Here is a 22,277-nt window from a genome sequence, read left to right as displayed (position 1 = left end):
TTGCTCCTAGCCTTTATTTGCTTGCATCACTGCTTCAATGTCACTAATGGTTTTTGGAACCGAAATGGTCAGATTTTCATGGCCATCTTCAGTGACAAGTAAGTTATCTTCAATACGAATACCGATGCCTTTATATTGCTCTGGTGCTTTTGCATCTTCGCTAATATATAAACCCGGCTCGATAGTGAGCACCATGCCCGACTCAAATAAGCGCTCTTTTTCATCAAGCTTGTATTCGCCAACATCGTGCACGTCTAACCCTAACCAATGGCCAAGGCCATGCATGTAAAACGCTTTGCATGCTTGGTTTGCCATTAACTCATCAAGCTCGCCGGTTAAAATGCCTAAATCAATAAGCCCTTGCGTTAATACCGTTGAAGCCAGTTCATTTGCTTTAGATAAACTACCGCCCGGCTTAACTTGGCTAAATGCTGCTTCTTGGGCTGCTAATACAATGTTGTAAAGCGCCGCTTGTGGTTCGCTAAATTTGCCATTAATTGGGAAGGTGCGTGTAATATCTGCCGCATAACCTTCAAGTTCACAGCCAGAATCAATTAACACTAAATCGCCATCTTTTAGCTCAGCGTCATTTTGTGTGTAGTGTAAAATGTTGGCGTTGTCGCCACTGCCGACAATCGTGCCATAAGCAGGATGACGGGCACCATTCATTGCATAATGGTGGTGAAGCTCTGCCTCTAATTGGTATTCAGTTGCGCCAGGTTTGGCAAACTGCATAGCGCGAATATGGCCTTGCGCGCTAATTTCGCAAGCTGTGCGCATTATGTTTAATTCTGCGTCAGATTTAAACAAACGCATTTCATGCACTAAACCACGAATATCTTTAATGGTATGTGGGGCTTTATAGCCTTTTTTAGGTGCGCCGCGAAGTGTGTTTAATAAATCCCAAACCTTTGCATCGAAATTTGCGTAAGTGCCTTGTGCATAAAATAAAATCTGCTGGCCGTTCACCAAATCTAATAATTGTTCATCTAGTTCACTAAGTGGGCAAGTTGCGTCGAATAAGTACTCAGATTTAGCTTTTTCGAAGCCAATTCTTCGGCCATGCCAAATTTCAGCTAGTTTATCTTTGTTACGACAAATCAGCGTACTTGGTGTATCGCTTGACGGGCAAAGCACTAAAACCGCATCCGGTTCGTTAAATCCTGTTAGGTAGAAAAAGTCACTGTCTTGGCGAAATGCATATTCAGTATCACGGCTACGTGTTACTTCTCCTGCCGCAGGAATAATAGCCACGCTATTTTTATCCATCATCGCAAGCAAGCGCTCGCGGCGGGCTTTAAATTCAGCTTTATCGATTGCAATAGACGACATGCTAAACCTCTGTAATTTGATTAGTGAAGGGTCTTCTTAGGGTTTTTATCTGCAGGCTCTTTGCCTAATTCAGCAAAACATAAAAGCGCAGAAACACGTACATACTCAATCACTTCGTGCAGTGCTTGGCTGTCTTCTTCGGTCTCTTCAAACATGGTGTCTAGGCGGGTAATTTCACTAAAATCGCTGATCACTTCTTTCACATCAGCAGATAACTTGCCGTAATCTTTTTGTTTTAAACCAAAACCAAGCATAAAACCCGATACCCAAGATACTAAGCCATTGGCTAAATCGATCAGTGTTTCGTCGTCGCTTGGTAAGAATAGGTCAAATTGAAATTCTTCATCGCTAAAGCTGGCAACAACCTGAGAATACACATCAGCAAAAAATGCTTTTAAATCTTTATTGAAGGCTAAGCCATCATTGAATACATCGCTTAGTAAACCTAAGTATTCGTCGGCTTCGATATTGATGCCACAGGCTAATAAACCACTGATCACACCATGGGCTTCGGCTGGTGCGACAAAAATTTCATTCTTTTCTAATAACAATTGGGCTTGTTGGTAATCAGGTAACGTGCTCATAACTTTTTCTTTGTTCGGCTAAGTAACGCCATGCTACCACTCGATAAATCGCAACTCCAATTAATTGTATGATTGAGGTCAAAAAGCAATCTGAAAAGTAAATAAGCAGTTAAAGGTGGGGAAAAACTACCCGAACGATCCGCTTTTTTTACTTCTATGGTTTAAGGATTGAAACTTGTCTTATATACTGAAGGTGTTCCCTAGGGTGCAGGAGCTTGGTTAAGTCCCTGAGCCGATAAATTTTATGTTAGGGTTTCTGTTCGTCTACTATTGTGCAAGCTCGGCATGTACCGAGAAGCCTACGGTAAACCGCAGATCCCCGCCCTGAAACCTCAAGGTTTCAGGACTGACACCGGGCACCGCATACTTGGGGAACACCATCAAGCTATCAGCTATCAGCTATCAGCTATCAGCTATCAGCTATCGAAAATCTTCCATGTAGTTTTTCTTTTATACAAGAGCTTATTATTCTTATTCGCGCGAAATAAATTTCACGCCTACAGTATTATTTAGTTTCAAGTTTCAAGTTTCAAGTTTCAAGTTTCAAGTTTCAAGTTTCAAGTTATCAATAACTTCCATGTAGTTTTTCTTTTATACAAGAGCTTATTACTCTTATTCGCGCGAAATAAATTTCACGCCTACGGTACTAACTTTACTCTTTCCCCTTGCTAACTCGCTAACTTATTTTTATCTGACTCCTGACGACTAATATCTAATATTTCCTATGTGTTGGGTTTCGCTTCGCTCTACCCAACCTACGGGCTAAAGCTCGACCTCGACTAACCCGTTATTTAAGAAATATCGCGCGAAATAAATTTCACGCCTACGGTACTAACTTTACTCTTTCCTCTTGCTAACTTTCCCCTTGCTAACTTTCCCCTTGCTAACTTTCCCCTTGCTAACTTTCCCCTTGCTAACTCGCTAACTTGTATGTTTTTCTGATAGCTGACGGCTGAAAGCTGATAGCTCCTGTGTGTTGGGTTTCATTTCGCTCTACCCAACACACATGTTTTCAACCTATCGCCCCTACTTAAACCATCCCTGAAAGCGCTCCATTAATAGGTAATTAACTGGCACTAATAGCAAGGTGATAAGCGTTGCGAAGATAATCCCAAAGCCAAGGCTTACCGCCATAGGAATAAGGAATTGTGCTTGCGTTGCTTTTTCAAATAACAACGGCATTAAACCAATAAAGGTGGTTAAACTGGTTAGCATTACTGGGCGAAAACGTGCCGCACCGGCAAGCTTAACTGTTTCAAGTAAATCGCCGCCCTCTTCACGCTTCTTATTGATAAAATCGACCAATACTAGTGAGTCATTCACTACAACACCTATCAAGGCTAGCATGCCAAGTAGGCTCATAATGGTTAACTCCATGCCCATTACCCAGTGACCCATTACCGCACCTATCATGCCAAACGGAATAACACTCATCACAATTAATGGCTGCATATATGATTTAAACGGTATCGCTAATAACGCATAAATAATAAAGAATACAAACACCAGACCCCAAGCGAGTGAACCAAATGATTCACGCTGCTCTTTGGCTTCACCTTCGAGCGAGTAATCAACACCTGGGTATTGCACCATTAGCTCATCTAAGTAGGTTTTTAAGTCTGCTTGCAGTACCGTCATATTGGTATTTGATTTTTCAACATCGGCTGTTACGTTCAATGTGCGATAGCGATCAATACGATAAATAGACGATGGACTTTGCCCCGGTACTAAGGTCGCCACATGCGACAATGGCACTGTGCCACCCGTTGGGGTTTTAATTAAAATATCAGTTAAATCAGCAACTGAGCGACGTTCTTCAATTGGCAAACGCACCATTACACGCACATCATCACGACCACGTTGAATACGTTGAACTTGCGCACCAAAGAACGAATTACGCACTTGTTGCGATACATCAACACGGTTTAAACCAAGCGCCAAACCTTGCTCTGTTAGCTCAATTTGCAGCTCGTCTTTACCATCTGACATGCTATCGGCAATTTCGTACACAGTTGGGTAAGTTGCTAAACGTTCTTTTACCTTTTCTGCCACAGCTTCAAGGGTGTCGATTGAGCTGCCGCTTAGCTGCACATCAATAGGATCTGAACTGCGACCAAATTCAGCACGGAAAGTTACACTCTCTGCGCCCGGTATAATACCAATAAGGTCACGCCATTCACTGGCAAGCTCTCGCGAACCTATATCTGAATCACGTTTTTCGGCTGGTGTGATTTCAAAGCGCACACTACCTGTATTTGATGAACCACCACGGCCACCCGTGGTTGCCAAAATATTTAAAATCACACTTTGACCATCTTCATCGCGATACTTGTCTTGTAGCTCTTTGGCCTTATCTGACATATCGATGATGTATTTATTAGTCACTTCAAACGGTGTTCCAGCAGGGAATGTTAGCTCTGCGCGAACGGTTTCACTTGGTATACGCGGGAAGAATATAAACTTCGTCCAACCACTGGTGATCAGGGTCAAAATGATAAAGAAAATACCTACGAACAAGCTGACTGTTGCTAATTTATTCTTTAGCGCAACATTTAGTAGCGGCTGATAGTACTTCATAATGGCGTGTTCAAAGCCATCGGCAAAACGCTGCTGAAACTGCTGCAGTTTTGACGGATTTGCTTTTTCACTACGTAGTTTTAAGTACTTTAAGTGAGCCGGCAGAACAAATTTAGACTCAATTAAAGAGAACAGTAATACCGGAATAACAACAACAGGAATTTGCGCAAATAAGGCACCACGGTTACCTTCGATAAAAGCTAATGGTAAAAATGCGGCAACCGTTGTAAGTACACCAAAGGTAACAGGTGTCGCAACTTCTTGCGTACCACGAATAGCAGCTTGTTCACCATTTTCGGCTGTTTTTAGGTGGGTGTAGACGTTTTCACCGGTCACAATGGCATCATCAACAACAATACCGAGTACCAAAATAAAGCCAAATAAACTCATTACATTAAGCGTAATACCAAAAATTGGCATCGCTAAAAACGCGCCCATGAATGACACAGGGATACCAATAAACACCCAAAATGCAATGGCAGGACGCAAGAACAAGGTAAGTAATGCAAGAACTAAAATACCACCTTGAATAGCATTGGTTGTCAGTGTAGCAATACGGCTTTTCACGATTTCAGAGTCGTCATCCCAAAAGCTTAACTCAAACCCTTCAGGTAGCTGGCTTTGATGCTCGGTAATGTAATTTTTTACCGCATCAGCAACTTCAATCGCACTTTGCGGACCAATACGATACACATCAATAAACGCCGCTTGCTTACCATTGAATCGCGTGCGAACTGGGGTTTCTTCGAAGTCATCGGTAATACGAGCAATGTCACCTAGGCGAATAATGGTACCATCAGCTTGGTACTTCACCACAACTTGGGCAAACTCATCTTTACGATAGGCTTGGCCTTTTGAGCGAATGAGTACATCACCCCCTTCCGTTTTTAAGTTACCTGCAGAAACATCGGTACTTGAATTACTAATTGCTGAAGAAATGTCCGATAAGCGTAAATCATATTGGCGTAATGTATCTTGGCTTACTTCAATAGCAATTTCGTAATCACGCACCCCACTTAGCTCTACCTGAGTGATTTCTGGCAAGCGTAATAAGTCATCACGTACCTGCTCGGCGTATTCTAAAGTTTCTTTTTCGCCGTATTCACTCGACACAGTTACCGCTATTACTTCACGAGTGCGCTGTGCAAGGGCTACAACTGGTTTTTCGGCATCAACCGGAAAAGTGTTAATGGCATCAACCCGGCTTTTTATATCGGCTAATAGCTCCCGTGGGTCATAGCCAGTATCTACTTCAATTGATACCGAGGCAGAGCCTTCTGATGAGCGGCTAGTAATACGCTTGATCCCTTCGAGATCTTGCACCGCTTCTTCAATACGGATAGCGACACCCTTTTCAACATCTTCAGGTGTTGAGCCACGTAAGGTCACGCTAACACTGATACGGTCTGCTTCAAATGACGGGAACACTTCAAGTGGTATTTGCGTCGAAACACTAAATAACCCTGCTAATAAAATGCTGATCAGCAATAAGTTTGCTGCAACATGATTCTTTGTAAACCAAGCTATCATTATTGCGCTCCTTGCTCTTTAGGCGGCTCTTGATTGCTTGGGCGCTGTGCTTTACCACGCGTAGCTTGATATGCTTCACTACCCATTACTGTCACTTGAGTACCTGAGCTAACTTGTCCAAGCGGAGTAATCACTAAGTGTTCTCCTGCTGATAAGCCTTCGGCTACCATGGCGTGATTAGCGTTTTGCCAAGCTAGTGAGATATTTTTACGGCGCAACACACCTTGCTCTTCAACATACACATAAGTGCCTTGGTAAATTGCGCTGTTTGGGATCACAATGGCATTTTCAACCGCCTTGCCAGTAATTTGCGCTTTGATGTACTGACCAATTTTAATTGGGTACTGATTCGCAGAAGTGGCTTTGTAAGGGTCATTAATTTGTGCAACCACGTAAAGCTGCTGAGCGCTTTCATCAATGGCCCCTTCGGTGCGAATAACTTGACCTTGCCATTGCTGTTTACCAACGAGATCTGAGCTAAATTTAACGAGTGAACCAGCGCTATTTTTAGCGCCATCACGAAATTGCTCTGGCAAATTAATAAACGGTAAGTCTTTATTTTTGATCGGTAAACGGATCTCAACTCTATCGATGGCATAAATACTGGCAAGTTCCATGTTATTACTCACCACTTGCCCTAAGTCTACGCTGCGACTTAAAACTCGCCCCGCGTATGGAGCAGTGATCTTTGTACGCTCTAAATCAAGCTTCGCTTTTTCAAGTGTCGCTTGCGCAGACAACACACTGGCTTCGGCTGCTGCTAATTGTGGTTTACGAAGTACCAGGCTACTTGCTTGTTCACCCTTGCCTAAGCGTTCCCAATCAGTAATTGCTTGACGACCACGAGCTTGCTCTTCAAGTAAGCTTTGCTCAGCGGTTAATAAAGCCGCTTGTGCTGATTTTACTTCGGCGCGGTGATCTCTATCATCTAGTTGCAACAACACATCGCCTTTTTCGAAAAAGCCACCTTCACGAAATTGCTCACTAATTTCGATAATTTGCCCTGAAGCCTGCGCGACTAGCATACTTTGCGTACGTGGCTTTACGGTGCCAAAACTATCAATCATCACCTGATAGGTTTCTGGTGTTAGGGTCTTAACTGCCACATTTACTTTTGCTTTTGGCGGTGAAGAAAAGCGGTTTGCTTGAGGCGGGTTGCCTTTAATAAACATGACAAGCAGTACCGTCACAACGATCACTACCAATGGAATTAAAATTTTACGAGTCTTGCTATTCATGATTATTGCTCTGCTACTTCGCTGTTTGCTTCACTAAAATCACCACCAAGGGCAATATGTAAGTTGATTCTATTAATAATTAACTGGTTTTTAATTTCGATTACCGAGCTTTGCGCATTGAACGAACGATCTTGTGCATCGAGTACCGTGGTGTAGGTAACCAAGCCACTTTGATATTGTTCAAACGCTAATGCCTCTGCGGTAATGGCATTTTCTTGCGCTTCTAAGGTTTTTTCATAGCGTACTTTAAGCGCTTGCTCTTGGCTGATGGCTGTTTCAACATCGTTAAAGGCATCATAAAGTGTGGCAAGATACACCTGCTCTTGGCGCTTAACGTTTAACCTTGCTTGTTCTTCATTGGCTTTTAGGCGGCCCCCTTCAAAAATTGGCATCGAAATACTACCAAGCAGCGACCACGCTAAGCTTGAAGGCGAAAATAAGTCGCTCACTCTATCTGTACTATCACTAATTGATGCAGAAAGATTTAAGCTCGGAAAACGCTGTTTATGCGCATAAGCAAGCCCAGCATCGGTGCTAAGTAATTGATACCAGCTTGCCATTAACTCAGGTTTGCGAGTGATAAGCTCTGAAGGTAAACCAAGTGGAATAGCACTATCGAGTAGTGGTAAATCTGCACTAACGCTTAACGCACCAGTTGGGTATTGGCCTGTTAAACGCTCTAAATCGCGAATCGATTTAGTTAACGTTGCTTGCTGCGCCGCAATGTTCGAGCGCTCAGTATTTAGTTCATTACGAGCAAGGTAAACATCAAGCGCTTCATTTAAACCTTGGCGATAACCTGACTCAATAATATCTAAATTTTTCTCAGCGTTTTGCTCACGCTGCTTATATAGCTCAAGTAATTTGTGGTTCGTAATAACATCAAACCAACCCGCTACCACATCAGCGACTAATTGTTGTTTGCTTTGTGCAAAGGTGGCTTTTTCAGCTAGGTATTCAAGATTTGCTTGTCGTTCTGAAGCTGATAATTTACCCCATAAATCAACTTCGTAGCTTAATTCTAATGATGCTGAGCTGGCGTTGTTATAACTAACAGGGCGGTTATCTTTACTACGGCTAGCACGTGTTGATAAATCAAGGCTTGGCCATAAATCAGCCCCAGCAGCAATCAGCTGCTGCTCTTTAATCGCAACATCGTAACCCGCTTGTAAAATCGCTTGGTTATGGGCTAATGCTTGCTCAACTAAAGTAAAAACTTGAGGGTCATGTAATTGCTGCAACCAGTTATCTTCAACAGCAAGCACCTTGTCGCCCGAAGGGAGTTGCTGCCATGCACTTGGTACAGTCTCAAGCTCAGCAACTCGTTCATTGTGAGTCGGCTGGCTCGCACATGCACTTAGCAAAATTACACTTAAAGCCAATAAACTCGGCTTATATTGCCAATTCATTCTAAAAACCTGAAAAACATCTATTTATGAGTGTAATTCAAGCACCACGTTAAGTTTTGCTCAACTGACTTTACATAACATTACACAGCCTGACATTTGGGGACGATGAATGGTAGATAAATGGAGATAAGTTGCAAACTATCAGCTATCAGCTATCAGCTATCAGCTATCAGCTATCAGCTATCAGCTATCAGCTATCAGCTATCAGCTATCGAAAATCTTCCATGTAGTTTTTCTTTTATACAAGAACTTATTATTCTTATTCGCGCGAAATAAATTTCACGCCTACGGTGCTAGGTGCTAGGTGCTAGGTGCTAGGTGCTAGGTGCTAGGTGCTAGGTGCTAGGTGCTAGGTGCTAGGTGCTAGGTGCTAGGTGCTAGGTGCTAGGTGCTAGGTGCTAACAGCATAGTGTCGGTTTTGGGTTCGTAAAGGGGTCACCCTACCAAATCGAATTTTTTGTTCGGCGTTTAAGCGCCTCCTACAACTCGTATCTCGGGCCTCGAAACTCGTACCTTTACCCTTTACTCTTTCCCCTTGCTAACTCGCTAACTTATGTATTTAAAATCTGATAGCTGACGGCTGAAAGCTGATAGCTCTTTAAATTTCACGCCTACGGGATGTAAAATCGTGATTTGGAGGAGACAGAAACAAAAAAGCCTCGCGATTGCGAGGCTAGGAAAAATGGTGCCCAGAGGCGGAATCGAACCACCGACACGAGGATTTTCAATCCTCTGCTCTACCGACTGAGCTATCTGGGCAATATTTAGTTTTATGCAGAATATCCACAAGGATTTTCAATGCAATTCCCGATGGCTCTACCGACTGAGCTATCTGGGCAAAACAATTAGCTAGATGCTAACTATTAAATAAATGGTGCCGACTATCCGAGTTGAACGGATGACCTACTGATTACAAGTCAGTTGCTCTACCAACTGAGCTAAGTCGGCACACTAAACCTGTGTGCGTTTAGCACTTAATCACGTTGTGATTATAAATAATGGTGCCCAGAGGCGGAATCGAACCACCGACACGAGGATTTTCAATCCTCTGCTCTACCGACTGAGCTATCTGGGCATTTTAAACTTTCGTTTAAAAATAAATGGTGCCGACTATCCGAGTTGAACGGATGACCTACTGATTACAAGTCAGTTGCTCTACCAACTGAGCTAAGTCGGCACACTAAAATCGTGTGCGTTGTGCACTATAATCACTTTAAAAGAGATTATCAAATAATGGTGCCCAGAGGCGGAATCGAACCACCGACACGAGGATTTTCAATCCTCTGCTCTACCGACTGAGCTATCTGGGCAAAATTTAGTTTTATGCAGAATATCAACAAGGATTTTCAATGCAATTCCCGATGGCTCTACCGAGTGAGCTATCTGGGCATAACAAAAAGCTAGAAGCTTGATGTTTAAATAAATGGTGCCGACTATCCGAGTTGAACGGATGACCTACTGATTACAAGTCAGTTGCTCTACCAACTGAGCTAAGTCGGCACACTAAATCTGTGTGCTATGCACGATACTGATGTCTAAAGCATAAATTAAACACCAACATATTAAATAATGGTGCCCAGAGGCGGAATCGAACCACCGACACGAGGATTTTCAATCCTCTGCTCTACCGACTGAGCTATCTGGGCAAATTTCAAACGCACTTATGAGCAACAAATTTGGTTGTCGCTGTCTGGGCGTGCGGCGTATTAAACGGGTTTTGCCTTCTCAAGTCAACTTTTTTTTGAGGATTCTAACTGTTTGCACAGTTTTCAATCAAGATTGCTGTTTTTAATAGTTTTTAGCTTATTTAATCTACAAACTTTGTGCTTTTTGGTTGACCCTCATCATAAAAGGGTTACCTATCTTAAAAACGTGGTGAATTTTTCTTCATAGATGGTAGGATTGTCCAATAATCAAGAATATGCTTAATGATGCTGTATAATTTGTTGGACTAAAGCCATGCCAAGTAAATCAAATTCACCTGTAAAAGGCCTACTACCGCTTTTTATAATCACGAATCTTGTCATCACCCTACTTGCGGTTGTTGCTTACTCTTTTTATCCAACAAGTGAAGTAACTCAGCAAGATAGCAAACCAACTATCACAACGCAGCAATTATCAAATCAGCTTTCAGCACCTCTAATCAGCGCATTAACTATGCCTGGCCAAGATAAAGTAAAAGAGGTTCTCGATTTAAGTCTCCTGCTTAATGATGGTTTTGATTACTATTTATATCGATATGAATTCAACGGCGATGTATCGCTTGTATACGCCAGTAATAAAAAGCTAATCGAAGCCAGTAAAGTTAATCAAAAGCTAGAACAAAACACCCTCATTCATACGGTGTTAGAGTTTAATGATCAACCAGTTGGTGAACTAGTTATAAAGCAACACCCGATTACTGACCCCATTGCGCAGTCTGCAGGTCTTGCATATGGTTTAGCCGCATTGACTTTAGTAGCACTGGCTATTTTATCTTTTGCCTTAAGTATCTTTATTAATAAGCGTTTTACTAAAAGTAGTGAGTCATTAAGCAGTGAATTAATGGCCATCACAGACAATGCTGACTACCAAGCCCAAGTAAATGAAAACCTAGATTTTGGTTTGGATTCAGTAGCAAAAAATATCAATTTATTACTTAATAAAGTTCAATCAGCAATAACAGAAAACAAAGCTGCTCAGGCAGATTTACAGAAACTACAAAGTGGTCTAGAAAACGAAGTACAAAACCGTACTCTAGCTCTTGAGCAAGCAACTCTCAAAGCCGAACAGGCAAACGAGACCAAAACGACTTTCTTGGCAACCATGAGCCATGAAATTCGCACCCCTATGAATGGGGTTATCGGTACCATTGACTTACTTCGCCAAACTGAGCTTGATGGTGCGCAGCACAGATTAAGTACAATTATTCGTGATTCTGCATTTTCTTTATTAGGCATATTAGATGACATTCTCGATTTCTCGAAAATCGAAGCAGGTAAACTGAATATCGATAATATTCCTTTCTCAGTGTCAGACACCATTGAAGAGGTCGCTCGTGTTTTATCATCGGTGGCCAAAAAGCGTGACCTTGAATTAGAGCTGGCAATTGCGCCAGATATCCCTACAAATTTGATTGGTGATACGGTGCGTGTTCGCCAAGTACTTTATAACCTATGCAGTAATGCAATTAAGTTCACTAGTACTGATGATAAACATAAAGGCCACGTTAAAATCTCGGTAGAGGTGGCTCAAAACACCACTGATCACTACACCCTGCGTTTTAGCGTATTAGACAACGGCAAGGGTATGACGCAAGCACAGCTTCGTGAAATCTTTAACCCATTCATTCAAGCTGAAGGCTCAATCACCCGTGAATACGGTGGTACTGGTTTAGGCTTATCGATTTGTAAAAGCTTAACTGAGCTAATGCTAGGTACCATCTCTGTAACAAGTGATTTAGGTATTGGTAGTGAGTTTGTTGTCGAGTTACCTTTTAGTACACAAGGTAAAGTTGAATATGCCCACAAACAGGTAATGAAAGACCAACGTGTTGTAGTTGTAACCAATCATGATGGCCGCAAAAAACTACTTACTCGTTATCTATCATTTATGGGGGCAACACCTGTTATTGCTGATAGCAGCGACAAAATCGAAGCTGAACAAGATAAAAAAGATATTATTTGGATCCTCGATGGTATCGAAACCATGGAAGATATTAACTATATCTTACGCCGCTTGCTATACACCTTAGAAGACAATAAACAGCAAGTAATTGTATTAAGTAAGCTAGATGAAGCCGCTGTTAATCATAAAAATATCTTCTACTTAAATGCTGCACCGCTGTGTAAGTCTAACTTTATGATGTCGCTATTAGTGGCGGCAGGTTTACATAAGCCAAAACAAATTGCTTCGGCTAAGTCATTTAACGACTATTTAAGTGTTGATAAAGCCCGCGAAGAGAACAAACTTGTATTGCTTGTTGAAGACAACGTATTAAATCAGCAAGTGTTAACTGATCAGCTCCATCTATTAGGTTATGGTGTTGAAGTAGCTGAAAATGGTGAAAAAGGCCTTGAAGCATGGCGTGAAGGTAAACACTCAATTATCTTGACCGATTTACACATGCCGAAAATGTCAGGCTACGATATGGTTGAAAAAATTCGTCATGAAGCATCGCAGCTTGAAGATATTAACGCTCAACCTTATGTGATTGCTATCACTGCCAATGCCCTTAAAGGCGAAAAAGAACGCTGTTTAAGCATTGGGATGAATGATTACATCACCAAGCCTGTTGAGCTAAATGTGCTCGAGGCCACTTTACACAAATGTGCATACAAAACGAATCCTGAAGCCACTAAACTTGAAGTTAAAAGGCCAACAGCGCCTATTAATATGGCGATGCTTGCTAACTATGTAAACAATGATGAAGCAAAGAAACTACGCTTTTTCAAAATGTATTTAGAGCAAAGTAATCAACTTAGTAAAGAAATCAACAGTGGTGTTATTGAGCAAGACTTAGAGAAAATCATTTCAGCCTGTCATCAGCTCAAGTCAATCTCAAAAACGATTGGTGCAATGAAAGTTGCAGAACTAGCTGCCGAATTTGAAAAACGCTGCAAAGAAGATGAGCTATCAAGCGATGATTTAATTGAACTGCGCGATAGTTATGAAATTGAATACTCCAAAGTAGCTCAATTCTTAAAAGAACAAATACAAAGAGCTGAGCAAGAAGCAACACATTAAAAAAGGGCCTATTGGCCCTTTTTACTTTTAATTTCTTCGTTTATTTTTCTGGTGGACGGTAGCCTTCAATTTCCACATCTTTACCTTCAAATAAGAAACCTACCATTTGCTCTTCTAAAAAAGCACGGTGCTCTGGATCCATCATGTTCAGGTGTTTTTCGTTGATCAACATTGTTTGCTTGTGCTGCCATTGGCCCCATGCTTCTTTACTGATGTTGTTGAAAATCTTTTCACCAAGCTCACCTGGGTATAGTTGGAAGCCTAAGCCTTCAGCTTCTTTTTGTAACTTTTGACAAAATACTGTGCGTGCCATAATTGCTCTCTACTCTTATTGCGTGATGCTATTGTAATCTATTGCGCTTAATTGTTTAACCAGCTTTTTCGTTGGGGCTGCAAGGCCAACCTCAACTGACTCATCAAGCGGATACCAAACTAGTTGCCGCTCATTAATAAGATCTGGAATACTCGGCAAGGTTAAAACATGTGGGTTGATGGTTAGCTCAAAATGCGAAAATACATGGGTAAAGGCTTCAAGTGCCTGCGTATTGTTTGATAAACCATGCTGGACTAAAAATGTTTCTAGCTCAGTTAATTCACTAAACTCAAAAAAGCCAAACAAACCTCCCCATATCCCTGAGCTTGGGCGCTTTTCCATAAGCACTTTATTGTCGCAAGCTAGTATAAGCTGATGACATGACTTTTTCGGCACAGCTTTTTTCGGCTTTGAATGCGGGAACTCTTTAACTTTACCTTCTTTAAAAGCAAGGCATTTGCTATTTAAAGGACAAGGCTCACAGTCAAACTTACTTCGTGAACAAAGACTTGCGCCTAAATCCATCATTGCCTGATTAAACTCAGTGACCGACTCTTTAGGCGTTAATTGCGATGATAATGACCAAAGGTGATTTTCGACCTTTTTCACTCCATACCAGCCTTCAACCATAAAAAAGCGTGCCAGTACTCGTTTAACATTACCATCTAAAATTGGATGATGTTGGCCAAGTGATAAAGACAAAATTGCCCCAGCAGTTGAACGACCAATACCCGGCAAGTCCATCACCTCTTCAAGCGTGGTTGGAAATTTACCTTGGTATTTTTCACGAACTATTTTTGCCGTTTTATGTAAGTTACGCGCACGGGCGTAATAGCCAAGCCCAGTCCAATGGTGAAGCACCTGATCTTCATCGGCATTAGCAAGCGCAATGATGTCAGGAAAGCTTTGCATAAACTTTTCAAAGTAAGGAATAACAGTTACTACTTGGGTCTGCTGTAGCATGACCTCAGAGATCCATACCTTATAAGGGGTTTTATTTAGCTGCCATGGCAGAGTTTTACGACCGTGAAGGTGGTACCAGTCAACCACTTGGTTTGCAAACCAGGTTGACTCCTTATTGCTTAAATTCAAAATAACATCTTTACTTGCTGAAGCTCATTGCGGCCAAGTCTATTGCAGTTAGTTAGGCCAAGCAAGCCGAAGAAGCTCTGCTCTGTCTAAATTGCTCGTACATGGTCGCAATATTAATCTCGAAAGATAAACAGCCCTTGACTATTGTACTCAAGGCGCAGGTCAGGGATAATACGCAACCTTTTTCTATAGTCAGTATTTTAATCAGGCCAAAATATATGAGTGACTCAAGTAACCCAAACCTCGAGCAAGCAAAGCAAGAGGGTAAATACATCCGCACGATTCGTAGTTTCGTTAAGCGCGAAGGTCGCCTTACAAAAGGCCAAGCGGCAGCCATCGAGAAGTGTTGGCCAACTATGGGCCTTGAGCACAAAAATGGCATGCTAAACCTAGCAGAAGTGTTTGGTAACGATAACGATGTGGTACTAGAAATCGGTTTTGGTATGGGCAAATCGCTAGTTGAAATGGCTAAAAACGCACCAGAACTTAACTTCATTGGTATTGAAGTTCACCGCCCAGGTGTAGGTGCTTGTTTAATGGATGCCGATGAAGCGGGTGTAACAAACTTACGCGTATTCGAGCATGATGCGGTTGAAGTGCTTGCTGACTGTATTGCCGATGAAAGCTTATCTAAGCTGCAATTATTCTTCCCTGATCCATGGCATAAAAAACGTCACCATAAGCGTCGTATCGTACAACCAGAGTTTGCACAAAAATTACGTAGCAAATTAAAAATTGGCGGTGTTTTCCATATGGCCACTGACTGGGAAAATTATGCAGAGCATATGCTAGAAGTAATGCAAGTGGCTGAAGGTTACAAAAACCAATCAGAAACTAACGATTACGTTCCTCGCCCAGATTCACGTCCACTGACAAAATTTGAGCAGCGCGGTCACCGTTTAGGTCACGGCGTATGGGATCTAATGTTCGAGCGTACTAAGTAATAAAAGGTAAAGCAGCATGAGTAAGTTAACCAACCCAAGTTTACTATTGCTTCGTAATGAAGACGAACTTGTTGGACAATCGATTTTAGTGGTTAACTTTGAGCAAGATGGCTTTTTACGCGAACTTAAAGCGCTAAATCCCGACGCAAAAATTACTGCGTTCAGTTATAACCACGCAAATGCCATGTATGCCAGTAAAATAGCCGGTATACATGCAGTGGTTGATCACACTATTCCAAATGGTAACTACGATTTAGTTATCTACTATTACCCAAAAGCAAAGCCAGAAGCACAAATGAGCCTTGATAACATTCGTGCTGTTTGTCATCAAGATGCGCAACTATTTGTAGTAGGTGAAAATAAAAGCGGTGTTAAATCAGCAGAGAAACAACTAAAAGACCACTGTGGTTTTAGTAACAAGATCGATAGTGCCAAGCACTGTATTCTGTATTTATTCTCTGAGCTTACGCTAAACGATAACTTTGCTATCAGCCGTTACCACAAACAATTCCAAGTAAAAGCCGGCGATATTGAATTTACTGCGATCAGTGTGCCAGGGGTATTTAACCACGGTGCGCTTGATGTAGGCACTGCGGTACTTCTGAATAATGCGCCAACTGTTAGCAAGGGTAAAGTACTCGACTTTGCTTGTGGCGCAGGCATTATTGCTACTTACTTAGGTTTAAAGCAGCCTGAGCTTGAATTTGTATGTAGCGATGTAAGTGCGCTTGCAACTTATGCCACTGAGCAAACACTTGCGTTAAATGACCTCAAAGGCCAAGCGATTTTGAGTGATGGCTTAACTGATATTAATGGTAAATTTGATCTAATCATCAGTAACCCACCGTTCCATACGGGGATTGCCACAGATTACACCATTGCCGAAGCATTTCTTAGCTCAGCAAAGCAACACTTGAGCAAGCAAGGTAAATTGACCATAGTTGCAAACAGCTTCTTAAAATACCCACCTATTTTAGAAGCACAATTTGGCCAATACAGCACAGATTTCAAAAATACTAAATTTGCCGTTTACTCAGCTAAATAAAAGTTGAGTAAATAGCTTATTCGTAGCAAAAATATTTTTTAAAATATTTAGTTACTTTCAAATGTCTTTGCTAGACTAAACTCTTACTAATAACAAAAATTCTGGCCTTCTATAGCGCATGCCGATATTTTCGACACAAACAAGTATTCGTAAAGCGTTGACCAATGCGGTAATGCTAGTCACTGCGTTATGCTTGTCTTTGTCTATTTCTATTTCGACCTACCTAGATGTAAAAGAGCAAAAGTCGCTGATTGTCGATAAGATCTCTATTTTATCGAAAATAATTGCCTACAACGCCCAAATCACCGTGCTGTTTGATGATAACGAAACCGAATCTGAGCGCTTAAAGTCATTTGAATCTGTGCCGCTTATTAAAAACATCCATATCTACTCAATCGATGAGTTATCTAACGAGCCGGTGTTTTTTAGTAGCTTTAATGCCAACCGTACACCACCAGTACCCATTAAAGTTGGCAGCATAGATAACCTGTTAGAGCCACGCTTCACAGATAAAGATATAGAGCTAATAACCCCTATCGTATACGAAGGGGATACCATCGGTTATGTTTACGTTCGCGGCGGCTTAGACAGGTTAAACCAATATATTAATCGTAAAATTATCATCGATATTTTACTGACCCTGTTCGTTTTAGTACTGGTGTATTTTGTCGCTAGACGTATTCAAAAACGTATTGCAAACCCTATTGATGAGCTAAGTAACCTGCTACAGGACGTATCGAAAAACCATAACTATGATACTCGCGCACAAAAAACCAATATTGATGAAATAAACCAGCTAGCGGGCAGCTTAAATATCATGCTCTCGCGCACTCAAAAACAAATTGAGCGCCACGAAAAAGACAAACAAGAAATAAAACAGCTTAACCAAAGCCTTGAAGAAAAAGTAAACCAACGCACAATCGCATTACGTGAGGCTAACCAAGAGCTGCTCAATACCCTTGAGCGTATGCACCAATACCAAAACCAAATCGTCGAAAATGAGAAAATGGCGTCACTGGGGCAAATGGTTGCAGGTGTTGCTCATGAGGTTAACACACCTATTGGGTTAGGTATTACAGGCTCAACGCTGTTACGTGACAAGCTGGCAGAAATTCACGCGCAGTTTGAACAAAAAACTTTAACTTCAGCACACTTAAAACGCTTTATTAATGACGGCATTGAAAACCTCGATCTTATCTATCGCAATCTTAACCGTGCAGCTGAGCTCGTATCTAGCTTTAAGAAAGTGGCTGTTAATCAAGATGTAGAAGTCAGCACCAAAATCAATTTAAATGATTTATTAAATGATGTGGTGATGTCGATGCGCTCAGAGATTCAATATCGTAATCCTAAAATTACGATTAACTGTAGCAATGACATTAGTATAGAAACCAAATCTGGGCCGTTACAACAAGTGTTACAGCAGCTATTAAGTAACTCGGTGATTCATGCATTTAGTGATGATCAAAATAACGAAATCACCTTTAATGTTGATCGCAACGAAAGTAGCTTGAGTATTCACTACTTCGATAACGGTATTGGCGTTGAGAAATCAATTCGCAAACGTATTTTCGACCCATTTGTAACTACTAAACGTGGTGAAGGTGGCAGTGGTTTGGGCATGCACCTAGTTTATAACTTAGTGACTCAAGCACTTGGTGGTAGCATCGTATACGATGAGCTAGCAGACGAAGGGGCTCACTTTATTATTACTCTGCCATTGCAAGAAGGTGCAGCGTAATGAGATTAGTGAGTTGTATCTTATTAGCTTTGCTTGCTGTATGCCCTGCATTTGCCAAATCACCGGACCAAGTTAAATCAGCCTTTTTGTATCAAATTGCTAAGTTCACGAAGTTTAATGACCAAGTGAACCCTCCCCCTATTTCATTTTGTTTTTATGACTTAGATAAAGGTCCTGGAGCGTTCCTTAAAGATAGAAATGAACTGCAAATTAACAAAAAACCAATTAACGTTATATTAGTGAAAAAAACCCAGCAAATTTCTGAACTTTCTCAAGTTTGTGATATCACATACATTGATGAAACATTAGAAAATGATATACTTCCACTTTGGACCGATACAATTTCATTGGATACTTTAACAATAGGTGAAAGTATCAGCTTTTTAGAAAATGGCGGTATAGCCTCTCTGGTTCAAGAAGGAAATAAAATCCGACTGTATATCAATAAGCAGCACGTATTGCAGCATAACTTTAAAGTGCAATCTCGATTGTTAGCTATGGCTAAGTTTTATCCAAATTGATTTTACTTGTTAACAATTGGATCTAATCCTATAATCTCTAGTATTCGGTTTTGCTTGATAATACCGAATTTTTGTAAATAAAATTTCCGAAAAGGTTAATATACAATGCAAACGCCAGTCATTCTGATCGTAGAGGATGAAGACGTAACTCGACTAAACCTCGTTAGTTTATTTGAAGCTGAAGGTTACAAAGTTATTGAAGCCATTGATGGCGATGATATGCATGACAAGCTTACAAATAATGATGATGTGAACCTTGTAGTTATGGACATCAACCTACCAGGTAAAAACGGGCTAATCTTAGCGCGTGAATTACGTCAAAAACGTAACGTTGGTTTAATTTTCTTAACAGGTCGTGACAACGACGTTGATCGCATTTTAGGTCTTGAAATTGGTGCTGATGATTACATCACAAAACCATTCAACCCTCGCGAATTAACTATTCGTGCTCGTAACCTTATTTCGCGCACAGCCCTAGGTGGCGAAGAAGCGAATATCGAAACAAATGGTGTTATCACATTTAACGGTTGGGAACTTGATGAAAACAGCCGTTGTTTAACATCTCCAAGCGGCGACGCTAAACGTTTACCTAAAGGTGAATACCGCGCGCTACGCTTAATGCTTGACTCACCGGGCCGTATTTTCAGCCGTGAGCAATTAATCAAGCACATGACTGGCCGTGAGCTTCGCGCTAACGACCGTACTGTAGACGTAACAATTCGTCGTATCAGAAAACACTTTGAAAGCGATAACAGCACATCTGAGCTGATCAGCACCATCCATGGTGAAGGCTATCGCTTCATTGGTAAAATCGACAGCTAATTAGAATTAATCTTCTAACTGTTGTAAGAATAATTGGAGGGCGTCACGCCCTTCATTTATTTTCACTGCTAATTCATCAAGCCACTGTTGTAACTCTTCGCTATTTTCTTCAAGCGCACCATGTTCCATCTTCTTAGCGTGTAATTGCACATCGTTTAAACCTACAGAACCAGCTGCACCTTTTAATTTATGTGCCACCGATTTGTACTCTTCTCTATCATCTGCCGCTAACGCATCTGCCAGCTCAGTTTGGTACTGAGGGTTTAACTTATTAAATAACTCACAGCTACGATTAAAGATAACCAGCCCCATTGAGCCTACAAAGTCCTCGATGGTTTCTATATCGAGCAGCTCAACACGAATACCCGATAAGTCTTTTTCAGCTACCGTTTTTATTGGCTCTGGCTGACAGTTTTGTTGCTGCTTGATATCAAATAACTCACCGAGCATTTTATCGAGTTTAGTGGTGTTGATAGGCTTAGCGAGTGCACCTTGAATATTAATACCCGCAAGCTCCTCTTCGGCGCTACGCACGTTGGCAGTCAAGGCAACGATTGGTAAGTTATCAAAGTGTTCATCGTCACGAATTTGACGAGCAACTTCATCACCATTGATATCAGGTAATTGCATATCAAGTAAAACTAGGTCTAAGTCATCTTCTGTGTAGACAAACGACAGCGCATCCTCACCAGTTTCAGCCCAAATAACTTCGTGGCCACGCTGCTCAAGTAAGTTAGTAGCAATTTCAGCATTTAGCGGCACATCTTCTACTAAAAGAATGTTTAAGCTGCGTACCGCATAACTTTGCTCGGTAGGCGCAATACAAAGCTTAAGCGGTATTTCAACAACAAAAACACTGCCCTCACCTTCAGTACTGCTGACATTAATTTCACCTTTCATTGCGCTAACAAGTGCTTTTGTTACCGCAAGGCCGATACCAGAGCCAATAGCATTGGTGCCCTTGATATCTGGTGCTTTGTAGTACATGTCAAAAATACGATGCAGCTGCTCTTGTGGAATACCTTGACCCGTGTCGCTCACACGCATCACTAACCACGGACCATCGGCACGATTCTCACGACGACATTCAAGCTCTACATGGCCTTGCTGAGTAAACTTAACGGCATTATTGATAAGGTTCCAAACAACTTGGCGTAAACGGGTCGGATCAAGAGACGCGTAAACATCCAGTGTGCCTTTACGTTTAATATTGAACTCAAGACCTTTTTGTTCAGCAATTAAGCCTGCAAAATTCACTACGTCATTAATAAAATCGGCCACATTAACTGAGTCAGCAACAATATCGAGCTGCTCACGGTCAATTTTATCCAAGTCGATAATATCGTTAAAAATATTGCCAAGGGTTTCAGCACTTGAAAACACCGTATTACACCAACTACGTTGCTGTTTATCGAGTTCAGTATCAAGTAGCATGCGGGTTAAACCCACAATACCGTTAAGCGGCGTTCTTAATTCATGGCTTAAAGTTGCAATGAACTTACCTTTATCTTTATAAGCTGCTTCAAGGGCCTGAGCTGCCTCTTTACGACTGGTGATATCACGGCCAAAGGCAAGTAAACCTATGTACTCACCTTTTTCATTAATAAAAGGTAGCTTACGCATTTCAAACCAGCGCTTTTCACCATCAACGGGGTATTCAACGTCAAGTGTAAGAGCTTGGTGGGTTTGAGATACTTTTTTGTCGGTGCGCAGTACTTCTGGTAAATAATCACTTGGGTAGATTTCTTCAACACTCTTACCGATTAACTCATCGCTGCTTTTACCTATCACTTGTTCAAACATTTTATTACAGCCAGCAAATACACCATTGTTATCGCGGTAATAAAATAAATCGGGAGATGAGTCGACAATAGAGCGCAATAGCATGCCTTGTTGCGCAAGCTCTTGTTGAGTTTTTTTACGCTCGGCGATTTCGCGTCTAAGCTCTTCAATCGCTCTATGCTTGGCATGAAACGCCATTTTACGCTCATCAATCTCTTCGTTTAAGCGACTGATATTGTCTTTTAGCGTTTGGTTAAGCAGTTTTTCTTGTTTGGTTGCGCTATCTAGGTAGCTATAAGAAGCTTCTAATTGGCGAATTGAGTTAAGCAGTACAGTGATTAAAATCGGCGATACCACCGCAGTGAAGAACATCACCGCTAAGACATCAACTAAAGTCACCGTTCCAACTGCAACATAATAAAACATGCACGATAAGATCAGCGACATGACCAATAATAAGGCATAACAGGCGGCGGCAGTTTTAAACTCACCGTACTTAGAAATAAAGCTTGAGAGAGTGCGAGCCCACGGACTCAAAGAAGAATCAATCATATATAAAGCTTAGGCACATAATCGAAAAAAAACAGCATAGCTAATTTTATCACTATTCCTTTAGAAATAT

14 protein-coding genes, 7 tRNA genes and 1 other RNA gene are annotated in these 22,277 nt (G+C 41.4%); 7 read left to right on the top strand and 15 right to left on the bottom strand.

Annotated elements, in window-relative coordinates:
- Window positions 1-6: 6 nt before the first annotated feature.
- Window positions 7-1,332 (bottom strand): Xaa-Pro aminopeptidase, encoded by a 1,326-nt coding sequence (pepP, locus tag WA256_RS00810; protein ID WP_335988290.1) that lies wholly within the window; start codon window positions 1,330-1,332, stop codon window positions 7-9.
- Window positions 1,333-1,352: 20 nt separating this feature from the next.
- Window positions 1,353-1,916 (bottom strand): UPF0149 family protein, encoded by a 564-nt coding sequence (locus tag WA256_RS00805; protein ID WP_054551315.1) that lies wholly within the window; start codon window positions 1,914-1,916, stop codon window positions 1,353-1,355.
- A 194-nt stretch (window positions 1,917-2,110) separates the two neighbouring features.
- Here WA256_RS00805 and ssrS point away from each other — a divergent pair.
- A non-coding RNA gene (gene ssrS, locus WA256_RS00800) (6S RNA) lies at window positions 2,111-2,294 on the top strand.
- A gap of 648 nt (window positions 2,295-2,942) precedes the next feature.
- Here ssrS and WA256_RS00795 read toward each other — a convergent pair.
- From WA256_RS00795 to WA256_RS00750, 10 genes are all read right to left on the bottom strand, one after another.
- Window positions 2,943-6,023 (bottom strand): efflux RND transporter permease subunit, encoded by a 3,081-nt coding sequence (locus WA256_RS00795; RefSeq protein WP_335988285.1) that lies wholly within the window; start codon window positions 6,021-6,023, stop codon window positions 2,943-2,945.
- On the bottom strand, window positions 6,023-7,261 hold the full coding sequence (locus WA256_RS00790) for an efflux RND transporter periplasmic adaptor subunit (protein WP_335988283.1): 1,239 nt from the start codon (window positions 7,259-7,261) through the stop codon (window positions 6,023-6,025). Before WA256_RS00790 ends, WA256_RS00795 begins: the two co-directional genes overlap by 1 nt.
- A gap of 2 nt (window positions 7,262-7,263) precedes the next feature.
- The gene (locus WA256_RS00785) at window positions 7,264-8,670 is read right to left on the bottom strand and encodes a TolC family protein (protein WP_335988281.1); all 1,407 of its coding nucleotides are present in this window, start codon (window positions 8,668-8,670) and stop codon (window positions 7,264-7,266) included.
- Window positions 8,671-9,353: 683 nt separating this feature from the next.
- Window positions 9,354-9,429: transfer RNA gene (locus tag WA256_RS00780), tRNA-Phe, on the bottom strand.
- Window positions 9,430-9,542: 113 nt separating this feature from the next.
- Window positions 9,543-9,618, bottom strand: a tRNA-Thr gene (locus WA256_RS00775).
- 51 nt (window positions 9,619-9,669) lie between these two features.
- A tRNA-Phe gene (locus tag WA256_RS00770) sits at window positions 9,670-9,745 on the bottom strand.
- 26 nt (window positions 9,746-9,771) lie between these two features.
- Window positions 9,772-9,847, bottom strand: a tRNA-Thr gene (locus WA256_RS00765).
- Between the two features lie 57 nt (window positions 9,848-9,904).
- Window positions 9,905-9,980, bottom strand: a tRNA-Phe gene (locus WA256_RS00760).
- A 114-nt stretch (window positions 9,981-10,094) separates the two neighbouring features.
- Window positions 10,095-10,170: transfer RNA gene (locus WA256_RS00755), tRNA-Thr, on the bottom strand.
- 70 nt (window positions 10,171-10,240) lie between these two features.
- Window positions 10,241-10,316 (bottom strand) — tRNA-Phe (locus WA256_RS00750).
- Window positions 10,317-10,629: 313 nt separating this feature from the next.
- Between WA256_RS00750 and WA256_RS00745 the strand changes: the two genes are divergently transcribed.
- Window positions 10,630-13,395 carry a hybrid sensor histidine kinase/response regulator gene (locus WA256_RS00745; protein ID WP_335988278.1) on the top strand — a complete coding sequence of 922 codons (2,766 nt, stop codon included), beginning with the start codon at window positions 10,630-10,632 and terminating at the stop codon, window positions 13,393-13,395.
- Between the two features lie 40 nt (window positions 13,396-13,435).
- Here the strand turns inward: WA256_RS00745 and WA256_RS00740 are convergent, their stop codons facing one another.
- Together WA256_RS00740 and mutY are read right to left on the bottom strand one after the other, a co-directional pair.
- Entirely contained in the window at window positions 13,436-13,708 is a 273-nt protein-coding gene (locus WA256_RS00740) for an oxidative damage protection protein (protein ID WP_036970432.1), read from the bottom strand.
- A 15-nt stretch (window positions 13,709-13,723) separates the two neighbouring features.
- Complete coding sequence (gene mutY, locus WA256_RS00735) at window positions 13,724-14,800, bottom strand: A/G-specific adenine glycosylase (protein WP_442961410.1); 1,077 nt, start codon at window positions 14,798-14,800, stop codon at window positions 13,724-13,726.
- Between the two features lie 218 nt (window positions 14,801-15,018).
- Here mutY and trmB point away from each other — a divergent pair, with 218 nt between their 5' ends.
- The 5 genes from trmB (at window position 15,019) to arcA (ending at window position 19,873) form a co-directional block, all read left to right on the top strand.
- Complete coding sequence (trmB, locus tag WA256_RS00730) at window positions 15,019-15,744, top strand: tRNA (guanosine(46)-N7)-methyltransferase TrmB (protein WP_054560769.1); 726 nt, start codon at window positions 15,019-15,021, stop codon at window positions 15,742-15,744.
- A gap of 16 nt (window positions 15,745-15,760) precedes the next feature.
- Entirely contained in the window at window positions 15,761-16,789 is a 1,029-nt protein-coding gene (gene rsmC, locus WA256_RS00725) for a 16S rRNA (guanine(1207)-N(2))-methyltransferase RsmC (RefSeq protein ID WP_062564935.1), read from the top strand.
- A 118-nt stretch (window positions 16,790-16,907) separates the two neighbouring features.
- On the top strand, window positions 16,908-18,530 hold the full coding sequence (locus tag WA256_RS00720) for an ATP-binding protein (protein WP_062564934.1): 1,623 nt from the start codon (window positions 16,908-16,910) through the stop codon (window positions 18,528-18,530).
- Window positions 18,530-19,051, top strand: a complete 522-nt coding sequence (locus WA256_RS00715) for a YfiR family protein (RefSeq protein ID WP_062564933.1) — start codon at window positions 18,530-18,532, stop codon at window positions 19,049-19,051. The genes WA256_RS00720 and WA256_RS00715 overlap by 1 nt, the downstream gene beginning before the upstream one ends.
- Window positions 19,052-19,156: 105 nt before the next feature.
- Window positions 19,157-19,873 carry a two-component system response regulator ArcA gene (gene arcA, locus WA256_RS00710; protein WP_054551295.1) on the top strand — a complete coding sequence of 239 codons (717 nt, stop codon included), beginning with the start codon at window positions 19,157-19,159 and terminating at the stop codon, window positions 19,871-19,873.
- A 6-nt stretch (window positions 19,874-19,879) separates the two neighbouring features.
- Here the strand turns inward: arcA and arcB are convergent, their stop codons facing one another.
- Window positions 19,880-22,207: an aerobic respiration two-component sensor histidine kinase ArcB gene (gene arcB, locus WA256_RS00705; RefSeq protein WP_335988271.1), complete on the bottom strand. Its 2,328-nt coding sequence runs from the start codon at window positions 22,205-22,207 to the stop codon at window positions 19,880-19,882.
- Window positions 22,208-22,277 lie beyond the last annotated feature (70 nt).

It is taken from the genome of Pseudoalteromonas sp. CH_XMU1449-3, assembly GCF_037027245.1.
Taxonomy (GTDB): Bacteria; Pseudomonadota; Gammaproteobacteria; order Enterobacterales; family Alteromonadaceae; genus Pseudoalteromonas; species Pseudoalteromonas shioyasakiensis.
Note: the sequence above shows the minus strand (reverse complement) of the source record. Positions and strands in the feature narration are given on the sequence as shown.

Excerpts from the sequence above, each read along its gene's own strand:
- pepP (WP_335988290.1), bottom strand. The coding sequence starts at position 1,332 with ATGTCGTCTATTGCAATCGATAAAGCTGAATTTAAAGCCCGCCGCGAG.
- WA256_RS00805 (WP_054551315.1), bottom strand. The coding sequence starts at position 1,916 with ATGAGCACGTTACCTGATTACCAACAAGCCCAATTGTTATTAGAAAAG.
- WA256_RS00795 (WP_335988285.1), bottom strand. The coding sequence starts at position 6,023 with ATGATAGCTTGGTTTACAAAGAATCATGTTGCAGCAAACTTATTGCTG.
- WA256_RS00790 (WP_335988283.1), bottom strand. The coding sequence starts at position 7,261 with ATGAATAGCAAGACTCGTAAAATTTTAATTCCATTGGTAGTGATCGTT.
- WA256_RS00785 (WP_335988281.1), bottom strand. The coding sequence starts at position 8,670 with ATGAATTGGCAATATAAGCCGAGTTTATTGGCTTTAAGTGTAATTTTG.
- WA256_RS00745 (WP_335988278.1), top strand. The coding sequence starts at position 10,630 with ATGCCAAGTAAATCAAATTCACCTGTAAAAGGCCTACTACCGCTTTTT.
- WA256_RS00740 (WP_036970432.1), bottom strand. The coding sequence starts at position 13,708 with ATGGCACGCACAGTATTTTGTCAAAAGTTACAAAAAGAAGCTGAAGGC.
- trmB (WP_054560769.1), top strand. The coding sequence starts at position 15,019 with ATGAGTGACTCAAGTAACCCAAACCTCGAGCAAGCAAAGCAAGAGGGT.
- rsmC (WP_062564935.1), top strand. The coding sequence starts at position 15,761 with ATGAGTAAGTTAACCAACCCAAGTTTACTATTGCTTCGTAATGAAGAC.
- WA256_RS00720 (WP_062564934.1), top strand. The coding sequence starts at position 16,908 with ATGCCGATATTTTCGACACAAACAAGTATTCGTAAAGCGTTGACCAAT.
- WA256_RS00715 (WP_062564933.1), top strand. The coding sequence starts at position 18,530 with ATGAGATTAGTGAGTTGTATCTTATTAGCTTTGCTTGCTGTATGCCCT.
- arcA (WP_054551295.1), top strand. The coding sequence starts at position 19,157 with ATGCAAACGCCAGTCATTCTGATCGTAGAGGATGAAGACGTAACTCGA.
- arcB (WP_335988271.1), bottom strand. The coding sequence starts at position 22,207 with ATGATTGATTCTTCTTTGAGTCCGTGGGCTCGCACTCTCTCAAGCTTT.